Source organism: Variovorax sp. V116, assembly GCF_041154435.1.
GTDB classification, from domain to species: Bacteria; Pseudomonadota; Gammaproteobacteria; order Burkholderiales; family Burkholderiaceae_C; genus Variovorax; species Variovorax paradoxus.
Map to the genome: position 1 here is coordinate 2,296,912 of NZ_AP028661.1, position 18,158 is coordinate 2,315,069.

At 68.0% G+C, this 18,158-nt stretch carries 17 protein-coding genes; 16 read left to right on the forward strand and 1 reads right to left on the reverse strand.

Going from position 1 to position 18,158, the window contains the following annotated elements:
- Positions 1-103 precede the first annotated feature (103 nt).
- Positions 104-307 (forward strand): YdcH family protein, encoded by a 204-nt coding sequence (locus ACAM58_RS10825; RefSeq protein WP_012747296.1) that lies wholly within the window; start codon positions 104-106, stop codon positions 305-307.
- On the forward strand, positions 304-2,361 hold the full coding sequence (locus ACAM58_RS10830; RefSeq protein ID WP_018902792.1) for an ATP-dependent DNA helicase: 2,058 nt from the start codon (positions 304-306) through the stop codon (positions 2,359-2,361). Before ACAM58_RS10825 ends, ACAM58_RS10830 begins: the two co-directional genes overlap by 4 nt.
- A 51-nt stretch (positions 2,362-2,412) precedes the next feature.
- On the opposite strand, the gene ACAM58_RS10835 is transcribed toward ACAM58_RS10830, so the two are convergent.
- Complete coding sequence (locus ACAM58_RS10835; RefSeq protein ID WP_012747298.1) at positions 2,413-3,219, reverse strand: outer membrane protein assembly factor BamD; 807 nt, start codon at positions 3,217-3,219, stop codon at positions 2,413-2,415.
- A gap of 56 nt (positions 3,220-3,275) precedes the next feature.
- Between ACAM58_RS10835 and ACAM58_RS10840 the strand changes: the two genes are divergently transcribed.
- The 14 genes from ACAM58_RS10840 to hflX all read left to right on the forward strand — a co-directional run bounded on the left by ACAM58_RS10840 (position 3,276) and on the right by hflX (position 18,106).
- The gene (locus ACAM58_RS10840) at positions 3,276-4,259 is read left to right on the forward strand and encodes an RluA family pseudouridine synthase (protein ID WP_369664421.1); all 984 of its coding nucleotides are present in this window, start codon (positions 3,276-3,278) and stop codon (positions 4,257-4,259) included.
- Positions 4,260-4,386: 127 nt separating this feature from the next.
- Entirely contained in the window at positions 4,387-5,232 is an 846-nt protein-coding gene (gene scpB / locus ACAM58_RS10845; RefSeq protein ID WP_278880861.1) for an SMC-Scp complex subunit ScpB, read from the forward strand.
- Positions 5,229-7,052, forward strand: a complete 1,824-nt coding sequence (locus ACAM58_RS10850) for a pseudouridine synthase (RefSeq protein ID WP_369664422.1) — start codon at positions 5,229-5,231, stop codon at positions 7,050-7,052. The genes scpB and ACAM58_RS10850 overlap by 4 nt, the downstream gene beginning before the upstream one ends.
- Before the next feature lie 151 nt (positions 7,053-7,203).
- Positions 7,204-7,629 (forward strand): nucleoside-diphosphate kinase, encoded by a 426-nt coding sequence (ndk, locus tag ACAM58_RS10855; RefSeq protein WP_012747302.1) that lies wholly within the window; start codon positions 7,204-7,206, stop codon positions 7,627-7,629.
- A 21-nt stretch (positions 7,630-7,650) separates the two neighbouring features.
- Positions 7,651-8,799, forward strand: a complete 1,149-nt coding sequence (rlmN, locus tag ACAM58_RS10860; protein WP_012747303.1) for a 23S rRNA (adenine(2503)-C(2))-methyltransferase RlmN — start codon at positions 7,651-7,653, stop codon at positions 8,797-8,799.
- Between the two features lie 4 nt (positions 8,800-8,803).
- On the forward strand, positions 8,804-9,661 hold the full coding sequence (pilW, locus tag ACAM58_RS10865) for a type IV pilus biogenesis/stability protein PilW (RefSeq protein WP_018902788.1): 858 nt from the start codon (positions 8,804-8,806) through the stop codon (positions 9,659-9,661).
- On the forward strand, positions 9,654-10,622 hold the full coding sequence (locus tag ACAM58_RS10870; protein ID WP_012747305.1) for a helix-turn-helix domain-containing protein: 969 nt from the start codon (positions 9,654-9,656) through the stop codon (positions 10,620-10,622). The genes pilW and ACAM58_RS10870 overlap by 8 nt, the downstream gene beginning before the upstream one ends.
- Complete coding sequence (ispG, locus tag ACAM58_RS10875; RefSeq protein WP_012747306.1) at positions 10,619-11,899, forward strand: flavodoxin-dependent (E)-4-hydroxy-3-methylbut-2-enyl-diphosphate synthase; 1,281 nt, start codon at positions 10,619-10,621, stop codon at positions 11,897-11,899. Before ACAM58_RS10870 ends, ispG begins: the two co-directional genes overlap by 4 nt.
- A 12-nt stretch (positions 11,900-11,911) precedes the next feature.
- Positions 11,912-13,234: a histidine--tRNA ligase gene (gene hisS / locus ACAM58_RS10880; RefSeq protein ID WP_278879053.1), complete on the forward strand. Its 1,323-nt coding sequence runs from the start codon at positions 11,912-11,914 to the stop codon at positions 13,232-13,234.
- A gap of 5 nt (positions 13,235-13,239) precedes the next feature.
- Complete coding sequence (locus ACAM58_RS10885; RefSeq protein WP_012747308.1) at positions 13,240-13,932, forward strand: tetratricopeptide repeat protein; 693 nt, start codon at positions 13,240-13,242, stop codon at positions 13,930-13,932.
- A gap of 7 nt (positions 13,933-13,939) precedes the next feature.
- The gene (bamB, locus tag ACAM58_RS10890; protein ID WP_062361606.1) at positions 13,940-15,082 is read left to right on the forward strand and encodes an outer membrane protein assembly factor BamB; all 1,143 of its coding nucleotides are present in this window, start codon (positions 13,940-13,942) and stop codon (positions 15,080-15,082) included.
- A gap of 48 nt (positions 15,083-15,130) precedes the next feature.
- Positions 15,131-16,474, forward strand: coding sequence for a ribosome biogenesis GTPase Der (gene der / locus ACAM58_RS10895; protein WP_018902785.1), 1,344 nt, complete (start codon positions 15,131-15,133; stop codon positions 16,472-16,474).
- A gap of 164 nt (positions 16,475-16,638) precedes the next feature.
- Positions 16,639-16,884, forward strand: a complete 246-nt coding sequence (gene hfq / locus ACAM58_RS10900; protein WP_012747311.1) for an RNA chaperone Hfq — start codon at positions 16,639-16,641, stop codon at positions 16,882-16,884.
- A 52-nt stretch (positions 16,885-16,936) separates the two neighbouring features.
- Positions 16,937-18,106, forward strand: a complete 1,170-nt coding sequence (gene hflX, locus ACAM58_RS10905) for a GTPase HflX (RefSeq protein ID WP_012747312.1) — start codon at positions 16,937-16,939, stop codon at positions 18,104-18,106.
- Positions 18,107-18,158 lie beyond the last annotated feature (52 nt).

The following is an 18,158-nucleotide window of genomic DNA, read 5'->3' on the forward strand; positions in this document are numbered from 1 at the left end:
CAAATGCGCCTGCGGCGCGCCTTCTGTCTTCTCGTGGATTCGTACCAGGACGTATTATCGAGTGAACACGAGCTGCGGGCGGAATACGTTCGCAGCGCCAACGTTGGACTCCAATCTTCACTCCCTTTCCCGCCAATTGATCGAGCTGCGCATCGAACACGCCGACCTCGACGCCACCATCGACCGCCTGGCCGAAGCTTCGCCGCAGGACGAGCTGCTGCTGCGCCGCCTGAAGAAGCGCCGGCTTGCGCTGCGCGACCAGATCACGCGGCTCGAGAACGTGCTCGATCCGAAAGAACCCGCGTGAGCGAAACACTCGAGGACAAGGTGCGCGACGCCTTCGCGCAGGGCGGCGTCCTGTCGCGTGCGGCAGAACAGTTCCGCGAGCGCTCGGGGCAGACCGAAATGGCGCTGGCCGTCGCCCGCACCATCGAGGACGGCGGCGTGCTGGTGGTCGAGGCCGGCACCGGCGTGGGCAAGACTTTCTCGTATCTCGTGCCGGCGTTGCTGAGCGGCGAGCGCGTGCTGCTGTCGACCGCCACCAAGACCCTGCAGGACCAGTTGTTCGGCCGCGACCTGCCGCGTCTGGTCGAGGCGCTCGAGCTGCCGGTGCGCACGGCGCTGCTCAAGGGGCGCGCGAGCTACCTGTGCCTGCACCGGCTCGACCTGGCGCGCCACGATGCCTCGCTGCCCGAACGCGGCAGCCTGCGCACGCTCGCCAAGATCGAGCAGTGGTCCAAGGCCACGCGAACCGGCGACCTGGCCGAGCTGCCCGGGCTGGACGAGCGCTCGCCGCTCATTCCGCTCATCACTTCCACGCGCGAGAACTGCCTGGGCGCGCAGTGCCCGCAGTTCAAGCCCTGCCACGTCAACCTGGCGCGGCGCGAGGCGCTGGCGGCCGATGTGGTGGTCATCAACCATCACCTGTTCTTCGCCGATCTTGCAGTGCGCGAGACCGGCATGGCGGAATTGCTGCCGACCGTGAGCGTGGTGGTGTTCGACGAGGCCCACCAGCTCAACGAAACCGGCGTGCAGTTCCTGGGCGCGCAGCTCGGCAGCGGGCAGGCCCTGGACTTTGCGCGCGACCTGCTCGGAGCCGGCTTGCAGCATGCGCGCGGGCTGGTCGACTGGCAGCAGCTGGTGGCGGCCGTCGAACGCGCCGCGCGCGAGCTGCGCCTTGCGGTCGGCAAGCAGTGGCCCGGCACCAAGCTGCGCTGGGTGGGCCCGTCGCCGGAAGGCATCGACGCGCAGGCCTGGCAGGACGCGCTCGAAGCCCTGCAGCACGCCTTTGAAATGGCTGCCGAAGGGCTCGATACCGTCAGCGAGATATCGCCCGATTTCGTGCGCCTGTATGAGCGGGCGCAGCAGCTCGCCAAGCGCGCGGCACGCTTTGCGCTGCCCTGCGAAACCGACTCGGTGCGCTGGGTCGACGTGGGCACGCAGCTGCGGCTGGTCGAATCGCCGCTCGACATTGCCGAGGCCATGCGCACGCGCGTGCTCAAGATCGGCAGCGGCGCGGCCCCCGACGACGGCGATGAACACGAAGCCCGCGCGGCGCCCGAAGACAGCGGACGCGCCTGGGTCTTCACCTCCGCCACGCTGGGCGACGAACCCACGCTGCGCTGGTTCACCGAGCCGTGCGGCCTGGGCGACGCCGAGGTGCTGCGGGTACAGAGCCCCTTCGACTATGCCGCGCAGGCCGGGCTCTATGTGCCGCGTGCCTTTCCCAAGCCCAACGACGCCGCCCACAGCGCACGCGTGGCGCAGCTGGCCGCACGCGGCGCCGCCGAGCTCGGCGGACGGACCCTGGTGCTGACGACCACGCTGCGCGCGCTGCGCGCCATCGGCGACGAAATGAAGCAGCAGTTCGAACGGCTCGAGGCCGACGTGCGGCCCGAGGTGCTGGTGCAGGGCGAGCTGCCCAAGCGCGTGCTCATGGACCGCTTTCGCGAAGGCGCGGAGGGCGGGCGCGCCGGCTGCGTGCTGGTGGCATCGGCATCGTTCTGGGAAGGCTTTGATGCGCCCGGCGATGCATTGCAGCTGGTGGTGATCGACAAGCTGCCGTTCCCTCCGCCCAATGATCCGCTGGTCGAGGCGCGCTCGCAGCGCCTCGAAGCCCAGGGCCGCAGCTCGTTCAGCGACTATTCGCTGCCCGAGGCGGCCGTGGCGCTCAAGCAGGGAGCGGGGCGGCTGATCCGCCGCGAAACCGACTGCGGCGTGCTTGCCATTTGCGACACCCGCCTGGTCGCCATGGGCTATGGCCGGCGGCTCCTGGCCGCGCTGCCGCCGATGCGCAGGCTGGAAAGCGAAGCGGACTTCGAGGCGGCGATCGGCGAACTCAGGAACTCGCTCTCGGCCTGAAGGGCGCAGACGAAGAAAAAGCCCCGAAGGGCTTTTTGTCGTTCCAGCGGATTACCAGACCTTCCACCACGGATCGTCCTTGCCCTTGAAGCCGCGCGCGAGGTACTCGCTGTGCGGATAGTTGGTGGTCAGCACGCGCTGGGCGTCGTCGCGCAGGTCCTTCATGCCGAGCGCATCGTAGGAGCGCACGATGATGTACAGGGCTTCTTCGAGCGCGGGCACTTCGCGGTAGTCGGACAGCGCGAGCTGCGCGCGGTTGATGGCCGCCAGGTAGGCGCCGCGCGAGTAGTAGTAGCGCGCCACGTGCACTTCGTACTGCGCGAGCGAGTTCACGATGTAGTTCATGCGCTGGCGCGCGTCGGGCGCGTAGCGCGACTCGGGGAAGCGCGTTGCCAGTTCCTTGAACGACTCGAACGATTCCTTGGCGGCCTTCTGGTCGCGCTCGGACAGGTCCTGGCGCGTGAGGAACGCGAACATGCCGAGGTCGTCGTTGAAGTTGATCACGCCCTTGAGGTAGAGCGCGTAGTCGATCGCCGGGCTGGCCGGATGCAGCTTCAGGAAGCGGTCGATGGTGGCAATGGCATTGGCCTTCTCGCCGGACTTGTACTGGGCGTAGGCCTTCTCGAGCTGGGCCTGCTGCGCGAGCGGCGTGCCGGCGGCGCGGCCTTCGAGCTTCTCGTAGAGCGGCACGGCCTTGTCGTAGGCGCCGGAGCCCACTTCGTCCTTGGCCTCGGCGTAGATGCGGTTGGGGCTCCAGTTGGCGGTCTTGTCGACGGAGGTGGAGGAGCAGCCGGCTGCAAGCAGCGCTGCCGCGCTGAGGGCGATCCAGGAGGGGACCGATAATTTGGCGCGAAACATCACATACGGCTTTCGTGAAACAGTTGCCCTCAATTATATCGACCGACCCCCTGGACATGGTCCCCGACGCCGCCGAGTCCGACGAGGGCGCCGACCCGGTCGAATCCAGCGAACTGCGGCCCTTCACCGTGGGCCCGACCGAGCATGGCCAGCGGCTGGACCGCGCGCTGGCCGCCCTGGTGCCGGAATTTTCTCGCAACTATCTGCAACAGCTGATCGAAGCCGGCGCCGTGGAGCTGCTGGGGCGCACCCTGCTGAAGGCTTCCGCCACCGTGCGCGCAGGGCAGACCGGCCATATCGAGCTGCGGCCGACGCCCCAGAGCCAGGCCTTCCGGCCCGAGCCGATGGACATCGTCACGGTGCACGAGGACGAGCACCTGCGCATCATCGACAAGCCGGCCGGCCTGGTGGTGCATCCGGCGCCGGGCCACTGGAGCGGCACGCTGCTGAACGGCCTGCTCGCGCTCGACCCCAAGGCCGCGCTGCTGCCGCGCGCGGGCATCGTGCACCGGCTCGACCGAGACACCAGCGGGCTCATGGTCGTGGCGCGCACCCGGGCCGCGATGGATGCCATGGTGGCGCTGATCGCCGCGCGCGAAGTCAAGCGGCAATACCTCGCGCTCGGACACAAGCCCTGGACCGGCGCGGCAGGCCGGCAGGTCGACGCGCCCATCGGCCGCGATCCGCGCAACCGTTTGCGCATGGCCGTGGTCGACCTCGAGCGCCATGCCGGCAAGACGGCACGCACGCTCATCGAGCGCCTGGACAGCAACGCGCAGGCTTGTGCCGTGCGGTGCACGCTCGAAACGGGCCGCACGCACCAGATCCGCGTGCACATGGCGTCGATCGGGCATCCGCTCGTTGGCGATGCGCTCTACGGCGGAGCGCCGGCCGCGGGGCTGGGGCGGCAGGCGCTGCACGCCTTCAGGCTCGCTTTCGTGCATCCCGTCACGCAAGCCGCGCTGGAACTGCGTTCACTTCCGCCGGCCGACCTGGTTCAGGCGTTCCAGGCCCTGGGGCTGGATTACAATCGCGCCTGACGGCCCGAGGGCCGCGCCGGCCACCCCGATGCCGGCCTTGCGTTGCACTCGCCGCGTGCCGGCAGCGCCTTCTTTCATCCTTCTGAACAAGCGTCCCCGAGACGCCTTTTCCCGGATAACGCAAACCATGAATACGGCGGATGCCAAGCGCATTCTCGAAACCGCCTTGATCTGTTCGAGCCAGCCGCTGCCAGTGCGCGACATGCGCGTGCTGTTCGACGACGAGCTGGGCGTGGACACCATCAAGGTGCTGTTGCTCGAACTGCAGGAAGACTGGGCGCAGCGCGGCCTGGAACTGGTGAACGTTGCCAGCGGCTGGCGCTTCCAGAGCCGGCCCGAGATGCGCGACCACCTCGACCGCCTGCATCCCGAGAAGCCGCCGCGCTACACCCGCGCCGCCCTCGAGACCCTGGCCATCATTGCCTATCGCCAGCCGGTCACGCGCGGCGACATGGAAGACATCCGCGGCGTCACCATCAATTCCCTCATCCTCAAGCAGCTCGAGGACCGCGGCTGGGTCGAGGTGATCGGCCACCGCGAAACCGTCGGCCGGCCGGCGCTGTACGCCACCACGCGGCAGTTCCTCGACGACCTCGGCTTGGCATCGCTCGACCAGCTGCCGCTGATCGAAACGCCGGCCCAGCAGGCGGCGCTGGTCGACGCGCTCGACCAGGCATCGGGCGATCAGCCCGGGCTGCCGATGGACGTGCCGACCGAATCCGACGCCGATGCCTCGGCCATGCCGGAAGCAGACTCGGAAACGGGCGCGCCCGCCGAGCTGGCCGCCGCCGAGGCTCCAGAAGCCGTCGAAGCCGCCGCTGCGCAATTCGCCGAGGACGCGGCGGCTCCCGACGAGGAGCCCGCCGACATTCCGGCCCCCACGGAAGCCGAGCCATCCGTCGAGCTCGAAACCGAACCCCCGTCGCCCGACGAGACCGATCCCCACGCTGTTCCCCCCGGAAAAACCTCATGAGCTCCTCCGACATCGACGACGCGGCAATCGTGCCGGCCCAGCCCGAATCCAAGAAAAAGAAGGCGAAAGCGGCCGTGTCCGGCCCGTCTGCCGAAGCTGAAGCCGAAGCGGGCGTGCCCGCGGCGGCCGCGGCCGAGGGCGAGGCGCCGACGAAGCCGCGCGCCCCACGCCGCAAGAAGGTGGTGGAGCCGGCGGCCGGGGAGGGCGAGCCCGCAGCAGCACCTGCCGCACCCGCCGCGGCAACTGAAGCTTCCGAACCCGCGGCCCAGGTGGCCGATGCAGCGCCCGCCGCCGCACCAGTCGCCGACGAACCCGCCGCCGCCGCTGCGCCAGCCACATCCGTCGAACGCGCCGAAGAGAATGCGCGCGCTTCCTCCTACGACGATGAAGAAGAGGATGAAGAGGAAGAAGAGCCCGACGAGGAAGAGGACGATCTCGACCGCGCACGCCGCGCCGCCGAGCGCGAGCAGCGCAACGCACCGCCGCCCGAGCCGATCCGCTTCGCGGACGTCATCTCGGGCCAGTTCGATGCCGACGAAGAGAGCCCCGAAGTCCCGCCCCTCAAGCGCGTGCTGCTGCCCGAGGCCGACTCGCCCAAGCTGCACAAGGTGCTGGCGCAGGCGGGCCTGGGCTCGCGGCTCGAAATGGAAGCGCTCATTCTGCAGGGCCGCATCTCGGTGAACAACGAGCCGGCCCACATCGGCCAGCGCATCCAGTATGGCGACCAGGTCAAGATCAACGGCAAGCCGATCCGCTACCGCATCGCGCCGCCGCCGCCGCGCGTGATCGCCTACCACAAGCCGGTGGGCGAGGTCGTGACGCACGACGATCCGCAGAACCGGCCCACGGTGTTCCGCAAGCTGCCGCGCCTGCAGCAGGGCAAGTGGCAATCGGTCGGCCGGCTCGACCTGAACACCGAGGGCCTGCTGCTGTTCAGCAGCTCCGGCGACCTTGCCAACCAGCTGATGCATCCGCGCTTCGGCCTGGAGCGCGAATACGCCGTGCGCGTGCTCGGCGCGCTCAATGCCGAGGAAAAGAAGAAGCTGCTCGAAGGCGTTCGCCTCGACGACGGCATGGCCCAGTTCGGCACCATCGAGGAGGGCGGCGGCGAGGGCTCCAACCACTGGTACCGCGTCACCATCTCCGAAGGCCGCAACCGCGAAGTGCGGCGCCTGTTCGAATCGGTGGGCCATGCGGTCAGCCGGCTGATCCGCATCCGCTACGGCGCCATGGTGCTGCCGCGCGGCTTGAAGCGCGGCGCCTGGATGGAACTCGACGAGCGCGACATCAACGCGCTGTTCCAGGCCTCGGGCGGCGGCGCACCGCGTCCGCCGCAGCAGCAGCAGCGCGGGCCGGGCCAGGAAGGTGCCGGCGGCGGTCGCAACGGACGCAACAAGAAGCGGCGCGGCAATCGCAACGCCGGCGGCGGACAGCAGCAGCCGCGCGACATGCGCGACGACGGCCGCGAGGCGCCCATTCCCAATCCGCTCGGCGACGGCCGCCCGCCGCGCGGCGAGCGCGGCGGGCGTGGCAACCGCGGCGGTGGCGGTGGCGGCGGCAACGCCGGCATGCCGCCGCAGGGGCGCCGCGGCAACAGCAACAACAACCGCGGCAACCGCCAGGGCGAGGAGCGTCCGCCGAGCGGCGCGAACCAGCCCGATCCGATGAAGACCTCGCTCGGCTACATCGGCGCCGACAGTTTCTCGCGCCAGCGCAAGGAGCAGCGGCAGGGTCCGGGACGCCGCGGCGGCGGTCCGGGTGGCGGCGGTGGCTTCGGTGGCCAGGGCGGCCCCGGCGGAAACCGGCGCCGCGGGCGCTGAAAGCCAGCTCTCCAGCGCAGCCTTTCGCGGGGTTTTCACCAATCCCGGGGGCTGCGCCGGTTAAAATCAGAGGCTTTGTCGACTTACGATGCAACATATTCGTTGCAGTTGTGACAAATCACTTCAAAATCAAAGCTCAGGAAGCACTTCAATGGCTATCGAACGTACCCTTTCCATCATCAAGCCCGACGCCGTCGCCAAGAACGTCATCGGCAAGATCGTTTCCCGCTTCGAAGCTGCCGGCCTCAAGATCGTTGCCGCCAAGCTCGTGCATCTGTCGCGCAACGAAGCCGAGCAGTTCTACTCGGTCCACAAGGAACGTCCGTTCTTCAAGGACCTGGTCGATTTCATGATCTCCGGCCCGGTGTTCGTGCAAGTGCTCGAAGGCGAGAACGCCATCGCCAAGAACCGCGACCTGATGGGCGCCACGGACCCCAAGAAGGCGGCCCCGGGCACCATCCGCGCCGACTTCGCCGACAGCATCGATGCCAACGCCGTGCACGGTTCGGACGCTCCCGAAACCGCCGCCAACGAAGTGGCGTTCTTCTTCGCCGGCCTCAACGTCTACGCGCGCTGAAGCCGCACGCCAGCTGATTTCATGACCACGGCCAACCTGCTCGAATTCGATCTCGAGGGGCTGGCTGCGTTCTGCGAAAAGCTCGGCGAGAAGCGATTCCGCGCCACGCAGCTGTTCCGCTGGATCCACCAGCGTGGCGCCAGCGACTTCGCCCAGATGACCGATCTGGCCAAGTCGCTGCGCGAGAAGCTCGCCACCACCGCTCGCGTCGAGGCCCTGCCGGTCATCACGCAGCACGAATCCAAGGACGGCACGATCAAGTGGCTGTTCGACGTCGGCGACGGCAATGCCGTCGAAGCCGTATTCATTCCCGAAGACGACCGCGGCACGCTGTGCGTGTCGTCCCAGGCCGGCTGCGCCGTGGGTTGCCGCTTCTGCTCCACGGGGCACCAGGGCTTCAGCCGCAACCTGAGCACGGGCGAGATCGTCGCCCAGCTCTGGTTTGCCGAACACTTCCTGCGCAAGCACCTGAAACGCGACGAGCGGGTCATCTCCAACGTGGTGATGATGGGCATGGGCGAGCCGCTGCAGAACTACACCGCGCTGGTGCCGGCGCTGCGCACCATGCTCGACGACAACGCCTACGGCCTGTCGCGCCGCCGCGTGACGGTGTCGACCTCCGGCGTGGTGCCGATGATCGACCGCCTGGGCGCCGACTGCCCGGTGGCCATGGCCGTGTCGCTGCATGCGCCCAACGATGCGCTGCGCGACGACCTCGTGCCGCTCAACCGCAAGTACCCGATTGCCGAGCTGCTCGAGGCCTGCAAGCGCTACCTGGTGCATGCGCCGCGCGACTTCATCACCTTCGAGTACTGCATGCTCGATGGCGTCAACGACCAGCCCGAGCATGCGCGGCAGCTGGTTGAACTCGTTCGCACCCATGGCGTGTCGTGCAAGTTCAACCTGATTCCGTTCAATCCGTTTCCGGCCTCGGGCCTCTTGCGTTCGCCGCAGCCGCGGGTGCTGGCCTTTGCCAAGGCACTGAGCGAGGCCGGCCTCGTGACCACCGTGCGCAAGACGCGCGGCGACGACATCGATGCGGCCTGCGGACAGCTGGCCGGCGACGTCAAGGACCGTACCCGCGCGGCCGAACGCATGGCCCAGCGCCGTGTGGGCGAGCGCACCGTTGTTCTGCATCCGGTTCGCAAGACCGCCCCCCAGGAGCATTGACCTAATGAGGATGGCCTTTCCGATGACGACCGCAAGCGCGCAGCGGCTGGTGGCTGCAGGCTTTGGCGGCGTCGCCGTGGCGTTTCTGCTCGCGGGCTGCGTCAACACGCGAACCACCACCACCAGCCTGGCCGACACCAGTTCGTCGAGCAAGGGCGCGGAGATCGTGACCGAGTCCGACGAAAGCAGCCGGCAGCGCCGCGCGCGCCTGCGCATGGAGCTCGCCTCGGGCTACTTCGAGCAGGGCCAGACCACCGTCGCGCTCGACGAGATCAAGCAGGCGCTGGTCGCCGATCCCAACAACGCGGATGCCTACAACCTGCGCGGCCTGGTCTACATGCGGCTCGAAGACGCGGGCCTGGCGGAAGACAGCTTCCGCCGCGCCATTGCCATCAATCCGCGCGATCCCAATGTGCGGCACAACTACGGCTGGCTGCTGTGCCAGCAGAACCGCTATGGCGATGCCACCCAGCAGTTCACTGAGGCACTGGCGGTGCCGAGCTATACCGACCATGCCAAGACGCTCATGACGCAGGGCGTCTGCCAGCTCAGGGCAGGCCAGCGTGCCGAGGCGGAGCGCAGCCTCATGAAGGCCTACGAGATCGACGCCGGAAACCCGGTGGTCGGATTCAACCTGGCTTCGCTGCTGGCGCAGCGCGAAGAATGGTCGCGTGCGCAGTTCTACATCCGCCGCGTCAACAACAGCCCTTCGGCCAGCGCCGAGACGCTCTGGCTGGGCATCAAGATCGAACGACGGCTCAACAACCGCGAAGCAGTGGCGCAGTTGGGAGGGCAACTGCAACGGCGCTTCCCGCAGTCCCGGGAGGCAATAGCGTACGAGCGCGGGAATTTCAATGACTGAACGGGTTTCGGAGTTCGGCACTTCCGCGGCACTGCCGCTCGAGGAAGGCGACATCACGCACAAGACAGCCGGCGACATGCTCCGCGAAGCGCGCGAGGCGCACGGCCTGCACATCGAAATGGTGGCCGCGGCGCTCAAGGTGCCGCCGCAGAAGCTCATTGCGCTCGAGGCGGACGACATCGCTTCGCTGCCCGACCCGGTCTTTGCGCGGGCCCTGGCCAGCAGTGTCTGCCGCGCCCTGCGCATCGATCCCGCTCCGGTGCTCGCAAAGCTGCCGGGGGCGCAGCGCGCAGCGCTCGCACTGGCCGACCGCACGCTCAAGAGCAACATCGTTTCCGGAACGCCGCGCTGGAATGGCGGGCGCTCCAGCGGGCTGCCGTCGCGCGCGCTGCTCACGGTGGTGGGGCTGCTGCTGGTCGGCGCGGCCGTGTTGTTCTGGCTGCCCCAGTCGGTGTTCGACCAGGTCGGGGCCTCGGTGTCGCGCTGGACATCGCGTGGCGATGGCGACACCGCTCCGGTGGCGGAAGCGCCGGTGGCTGCGCCGGCTCCTGGCGGATCGTCCGTCGTGGTCGAGAGCGCGCCGGTGTCGCCGGTGGCACCCCCAACCTCGGCTGCACCCGCGGCGCTGGGCACGCCCCCCGCGGCAGCCCCGCCGGCGGGCAGCGCGCCCGCTGCGGCGGCGGCTTCGCCTTCTGCTGTTGCTGCGGCACCTGCCGGCAGCCAGCAGCTGGTCTTCGTCGCGCGCGAGGAATGCTGGATCACCGTCACCGAAGCCGGCGGCAAGCAGCTGCTGCGCCGCAGCCTGCAGGCCGGCGAAACGGTGGCATTGTCGGGAACGCTGCCGCTGTCGGTGGTGGTGGGGCGCGCTTCGGCGGTCGATGTGCAGGTGCACGGAAAGCCCTACGATCTGAAGCCTGTCACGCGCGGCGGCGGCGTGGCGCGTTTCGAGGTGAAACCGTGACCGACTGCACTCCCCAACCCATCGAATCGGCGGCGCCCAAGGCGCGCCGTTCGCGCCAGGCCCAGGTGGTCTGGGGGCCACGCACCGTGACGGTGGGCGGCGATGCGCCCGTGCGGGTGCAGTCCATGACCAACACCGACACCGTCGATGCCGTCGGCACGGCCATCCAGGTGAAGGAGCTTGCCATTGCCGGTTCGGAGATGGTGCGCATCACCGTCAACACGCCGGAGGCGGCGGCCCAGGTGCCGTACATCCGCGAACAGCTCGACCGCATGGGCATCGACGTGCCGCTGATCGGCGACTTCCACTACAACGGCCACCGCCTGCTCACCGACTATCCGGCCTGCGCCGAGGCGCTGAGCAAGTACCGCATCAATCCAGGCAACGTGGGCAAGGGCGACAAGCGCGACCGCCAGTTCGGCCAGATGATCGATGCAGCCATGCGCTGGAACAAGCCGGTGCGCATCGGTGTCAACTGGGGCAGCCTCGACCAGGAACTGCTGGCCAGCCTGATGGACACCAACAGCCAGCGCGCCGAGCCCTGGGACGCGAAGCAGGTGATGTACGAGGCGCTCATCACCTCGGCCATCGAATCCGCCAAGCTCGCCGAATCGATGGGCATGGCCGGCAACCAGGTCATCCTGTCGTGCAAGGTGAGCGGCGTGCAGGACCTGATCTCGGTCTACCGCGAACTCGCCAGGCGCTGCGACTACCCGCTGCACCTGGGGCTCACCGAAGCCGGCATGGGCACCAAGGGCACGGTGGCGTCGGCCACGGCGCTTTCCATCCTGCTGCAGGAGGGCATCGGCGACACCATCCGCGTGTCGCTCACGCCGCAGCCGGGCGAGTCGCGCACGCAGGAAGTGCTGATCGCCAACGAGATCCTGCAGGCGCTGGGCCTGCGCGTTTTCGTGCCGAGCGTCACCGCCTGCCCGGGCTGCGGCCGCACCACCAGCACCACCTTCCAGGAGCTGGCCAAGCAGATCGACGACTACCTGCGCCTGCAGATGCCGGTCTGGCGCAAGAAGTACCCGGGCGTCGAGACGCTGAAGGTGGCCGTGATGGGCTGCATCGTCAACGGCCCCGGCGAGAGCAAGCACGCCGACATCGGCATCAGCCTGCCCGGCACCGGCGAGGCGCCCGCCGCCCCGGTCTTCATCGACGGCGAAAAGGCGCTCACGCTGCGCGGCGACAATATCGCCAACGAGTTTCACCAGCTCGTCGAAAACTACATTCAAAAGCGCTTCGGTCAGCAACTGGCTGCCGACGTCGCCTGACCACTTTCTCCCATGGCTGACAAGATCAATGCCGTCAAAGGCATGAACGACATATTGCCGGCGAGCGTGCCGCGCATCGACCGCCTGCCCGATTCGGCCCTCTGGTCGTGGTTCGAGCAGACGGTGCGCGGGCTCCTCGCCCGCTACGGCTACCAGTACATGCTGACGCCGGTGGTCGAACCCACGGCGCTGTTCGTGCGCGGACTGGGCGAGGTGACCGATATCGTCGAGAAGGAGATGTACTCCTTCACCGATGCAATGAACGGCGACAAGCTCACGCTTCGCCCCGAGGCCACCGCCGGCATCGTGCGCGCCATGGTCGAGCACAACGCGCTCTACAACGGCCCGCTGCGCCTGTGGACGATGGGACCGATGTTCCGCCACGAGCGTCCCCAGAAGGGCCGCTACCGCCAGTTCCACCAGCTCGACGTCGAGGCGCTGGGCTTTCCCGGCCCGGACGTGGACGCCGAGCTGATCCTCATGGTGCGGGCCCTCTGGCGCGAGCTCGGGCTGGTCGAAGGCGAGCACGTGCGCCTGGAGATCAACAGCCTGGGCCAGCCGGCCGAGCGCCAGGCGCACCGCGAAGCGCTGATCCGCCATTTCGAGGCGCATGCCGGCGTGCTCGATGCCGATGCACAGCGGCGCCTGCACAGCAATCCGCTGCGCATCCTCGACACCAAGAATCCCGCCATGCAGGCCGTGGTGGAGGCCGCGCCCCAACTGATGGACTTCCTTGGCGAGGAGTCGCGCGCGCACTTCGATGCGGTGCGCGCCGTGCTCGACGCCGCGGGGCTGGCCTACCGCGTCAACCCGCGCCTGGTGCGCGGGATGGACTATTACAACCTGACCGTCTTCGAATGGGTCACCGACCAGCTCGGTTCGCAGGGCACCGTCTGCGGGGGAGGGCGCTATGACGGCCTCATCGGCCAGATGGGCGGCAAGCCTGCGCCGGCCGTCGGCTTCGGCCTGGGCATCGAACGGCTGCTGCTGCTGATCCAGGAACTCCGCCTGCCGGTCCCCGCCGCGGCGCCCGCGGCGTACGCCATCGTGCCCTCGGCCGCCGCGCTGCCGCAAGTCATGGCCGTGCTCGAGCAGCTGCGCGCCGCCGGCGTGAGCGTGCTGCAGCATGCGGGCGGCGGCAGCATGAAGGCGCAGTTCAAGAAAGCCGACGCGAGCGGAGCGCGCTATGCGCTGGTCTTTGGCGAAGACGAACTGTCGCGCGGCGAAGTCACGGTCAAATCGCTGCGCGAGGGCGGTGGCGAACAGGTGGCGCGGCCTCTCGCCCAGGTGGCCACCTGGGCGGCCACCCTACAATCCCCGGCTCCCAACATCTGATACGCATGGCAACCCATCTCGATCTCGACGAACAGGAACAGCTCGACCAGCTCAAGCATTTCTGGAACACCTACGGCACCCTGATCACCTGGGTGGTGTTGCTCGTGGCCGGGGCCTTCGTGGCCTGGAACGGCTGGCAATATTTCCAGCGCAACAAGGCGGCGCAGGCCGCGGCCCTCTACGACGAGGTCGAGCGCAGCACGCAGTCCGGCGACGTGGAGCGCATCCAGCGCGTGCTGGGCGACATGAAGGAACGCTTCGCCGGCACCGCCTACGCGCAGCAGGCGGGCCTCCTGGCCGCCAAGGCGCTCTACGAGAAGGGCAACGCCGAGGCCTCGCGCGCCGCGCTCGGCTGGGTGGCGCAAAGCGCGGTCGATCCGGGCTACAAGGCCGTTGCCAAGCTGCGGCTGGCGGCCGAACTGCTCGACAGCAAGTCGTACGACGAAGCGCTCAAGCAGCTCTCCGGCGACGTGCCCAAGGAGTTCGAGCCGCTCGTGGCCGACCGCAAGGGCGACATCTACATGGCCCAGGGCAAGCGCGCCGAAGCGCAGGCCGAATACCGCAAGGCCTGGACGGGCCTTGGCCCGGCGTCCGACTACCGGCGCCTGGTCGAATTCAAGCTCAACGCCGCCGGCGTCGATCCGAAGAGCCTGGCACCCGTGATCACGGTCACGCCGGCAGCCCCCAAAAATTCCTGATCGCACTATGAATTTCAAGCGTTTCATGCCTGAGTCGTCCGTCCTGCGTGCAGGTTCGGCCATTGTTCTGGCCGCGATGCTGGCTGCCTGCTCGGGCACCAGCAAGCCCAAGCCGGCCGAACTGCCCGCCAACCCCGCGTTGTTCGGCGTGCGCCAGGCCTGGAGCGTGCGCATCCCGGCCGTGGGCTTCCCGCTGGCCACCGACGTCAGCGGCGACATCGTCACCGTGGCCGGCAGCGACGGCACCGTGGTCGCCATCGACGCCCGTGCCGGCCGCGAAACCTGGCGCGCGAACGCGGGCGCCAAGCTCGCAGCCGGCGTCGGCAGCGACGGCTCGCTGGCCGCGGTGGTCACCACCGACAACGAACTCGTGGCCATCGAAGGCGGCAAGGTCCTGTGGAAGCAGCGGCTCTCGGCCCAGGCCTTCACCGCGCCGCTGGTGGCCGGCCGCCGCGTCTTCGTGCAGACCGCCGACCGCAGCATCAGCGCCTGGGACGGCCAGAGTGGCCGCCGCCTCTGGCTGCAGCAGCGCACGGCCGAAAACCTCGTGCTCAAGAAGTCGGGCGTGCTGATCGCCGTGGGCGATACGCTGATCTCGGGCATCGGTGGCCGGCTGGTCGGCATCAACCCGGCCAACGGCACCTCGCGCTGGGAAGCCCCCATTGCGGCGCCGCGCGGCACCAACGACGTGGAGCGCCTGGTCGACCTGACCGGCAGCGTGAGCCGCGTCGGCGACACCGTGTGCGCCCGTGCCTACTATGCCAACGTCGGCTGCGTCGACACCGCGCGCGGCCAGCTGCTGTGGAGCAAGCCTGCCGTGGGCGCCGAGGGCGTCAGCGGCGACGAGGGCTTCGTCTACGGCACCGAGTCCGACGGCAGCGTCGTCGCCTGGCGCCGCGCCGATGGCGAGCGGGCCTGGCAGTCGACCCGGTTCAAGAACCGCGTCCTGACCGGGCCGCTCGCGGTGGGCCGTTCGCTGGTGATCGGCGAGGACAACGGAACGCTGCACTTCGTCTCGCGCGAAGACGGCGCACTGCTCAATCGCGTCACGCCCGATGGCTCCGCCATTGGCGTCACGCCGGTGATGGCCGGCAACACGGTGGTGGTGGTGACTGCCAACGGCGGTGTGTTTGGATATCGCCCTGAATAACTCTTTGCAAGGCCCGACCATGAAAACCGCGCCCCTGAAAGGCCGGCCATGAAGCCGGTCGTGGCCCTGGTCGGGCGGCCCAACGTCGGCAAGTCGACCCTCTTCAACCGCCTCACGCAGACGCGCGACGCCATCGTCGCCGACTTTGCCGGACTCACGCGCGACCGCCACTATGGCAACGGCCGCCTGGGCAAGCACGAGTTCATCGTGATCGACACCGGCGGCTTCGAGCCCGATGCGGGCAGCGGCATCTACAAGGAAATGGCCAAGCAGACGCGGCAGGCCGTGGCCGAGGCCGATGTCGTGATCTTCGTGGTCGATGCCCGCGAAGGCCTTTCGGCGCAGGACCACGACATTGCGAACGAGCTGCGCCGGCTCGGCAAGCCCTGCGTGCTGGCGGCCAACAAGGCCGAAGGCATGCACGACGGCACCAAGCTGGTCGATTTCTACGAACTCGGCTTTGGCGACGTGCATGGCGTGTCCGCGGCGCACGGGCAGGGCATGCGCGACCTGGTCGAGCTGGCGCTCGCGCCGCTGAACCTGCCCGATCCCGACGACGAGGCGGACGAGGACGACGTCAACAAGCCCATCAAGCTGGCGGTGGCCGGGCGGCCGAACGTCGGCAAGTCCACGCTGATCAACACCTGGCTCGGCGAAGAGCGCCTGGTGGCATTCGACCTGCCGGGCACCACGCGCGACGCCATCTCGGTGCCGTTCGAGCGCAACGGCCAGCGCTTCGAGCTGATCGACACGGCCGGCCTGCGACGCAAGGGCAAGGTGTTCGAGGCGATCGAGAAGTTCTCGGTGGTCAAGACGCTGCAGGCCATCGAGTCGGCCAACGTCGTGCTGCTGCTGCTCGATGCCACGCAGGGCGTGACCGACCAGGACGCGCACATCGCCGGCTACATCCTCGAAAGCGGCCGCGCGGTGGTGATTGCCATCAACAAGTGGGACGCGGTCGACAGCTACCAGCGCGAGCAGATCCAGCGCCAGATCGAAACCCGGCTGCCGTTCCTCAAGTTCGCATCGCTGCATTTCATCTCGGCCATCAAGCGCCAGGGCCTGGGTCCGGTGTGGCAGGCCATTGCGCAGGCCCACAAGTCGGCCACGCGGAAGATGTCCACGCCGGTGCTGACCCGGCTGCTGCTGGAGGCGGTGCAGTTCCAGTCGCCCAAGCGCGCGGGCATGTTCCGGCCCAAGCTGCGCTATGCGCACCAGGGCGGCATGAATCCGCCGGTGATCATCATCCACGGCAATTCGCTGGAGCATGTCACCGAGGCCTACAAGCGCTTTCTCGAAGGGCGCTTCCGCAAGGAGTTCGATCTGGTGGGCACGCCCTTGCGCATCCAGTTCAAAAGCTCGCAAAATCCCTTTGCGGACAAGGACGATTGAGCACGCTTGGCGGCCGATGGCGGCCGATGAGCCATGGCCGGGTCGAAAGTTCCGCCTTTTGAGAGACGTTATTTTTCAAAGGCTTTTGACCCTGATTGCTGCAGCGCAGAAACCCTGTGTTAAGGTCATCTCTCCAACAACTACTCTTGAACACGGAGAATATCGTGAGCAATAAAGGGCAACTTCTACAAGACCCGTTTCTGAACACCCTGCGTCGCGAGCATGTGCCGGTCTCCATTTATTTGGTGAACGGTATCAAGCTGCAGGGCCAGATCGAGTCTTTCGACCAGTATGTCGTGCTGCTTCGCAACACGGTGACGCAAATGGTCTACAAGCACGCCATCTCCACCATCGTGCCGGGTCGTGCCGTCAACTTCTCGGCTGCCGAGAACGACGACGCCGCAGCCTGATCGCGCGGAGCGCGGCGGTAACCCCGCCGCGCTTTTTCCATATTGATCCCGCTTGTCTGAATTGAACTCCCGCCAGGAAGGCGCCGCCGTTCTCGTCGGCGTCGATTTCGGGCTGCCCCATTTCGACAGCGAACTCGAGGAACTCGGCCTGCTCGCGCAGACCGCGGGCCTTTCGCCTGTCGCGCGCCTCGTCTGCAAGCGCAAGGCGCCCGACGCCGCACTTTTCGTTGGAAGCGGCAAGGCCGAAGAAATCAAGGAACTGGCCGCCATGCACCAGGCCAGCGAGGTCATCTTCGACCAGTCGCTGAGCCCGGCGCAGCAGCGCAACCTCGAGCGCCAGCTCGACGTGGCGGTGTACGACCGCACCTTCCTCATCCTCGAGATCTTTGCCCAGCGCGCCCGCTCCCATGAGGGCAAGCTGCAGGTCGAGCTGGCTCGCCTGCAGTACCTGAGCACGCGCCTGGTTCGCCGCTGGTCCCACCTGGAGCGCCAGACGGGCGGTGCCGGCGTGCGCGGCGGTCCCGGCGAAAAGCAGATCGAGCTCGACCGCCGGATGATCAGCGAATCGATCAAGCGCACGCGCGAGCGCCTGGCCAAGGTGCAGAAGCAGCGCGGCACGCAGCGCCGCCAGCGCGAGCGCCGCGAGACCTTCAACATCTCGCTCGTGGGCTATACCAACGCCGGCAAGTCGTCGCTGTTCAATGCGCTGGTCAAGGCTCGCGCGTATGCGGCCGACCAGCTCTTTGCCACGCTCGACACCACCACGCGCAACCTCTACCTGGGCGATGCCCGCAGGCAGGTCTCGATTTCCGACACCGTCGGCTTCATCCGCGACCTGCCGCACGGGCTGGTCGACGCCTTCAAGGCCACGCTGCAGGAGGCCGTCGATGCCGACTTGCTGCTGCACGTGGTCGATGCCTCCAATCCGCACTACCCGGAGCAGATGGCCGAGGTGCAGTCCGTGCTCCGCGACATCGGCGCCGACACCGTCCCGCAGCTTCTGGTGTTCAACAAGCTCGATGCCCTTGAAACTGCGCAGCACCCGCTGCATCTGCAGGACGACATGGAAATCGACGGCGTGCGGGTTCCGCGCATCTTCCTCAGCGCCCGCAGCGGCGAGGGACTGCCCCTGCTGCGCGCCGAGCTGGCCCGCCGGTCGGGCTCCCTGGGCGACGCGATGACCCCAGAGGCCGACACTGAATTGCACGACACCGCCAATTGATTGGGCACAATCCCGCCACTGACAAGAGAACGAAGCGAATGAATGCAAAGCC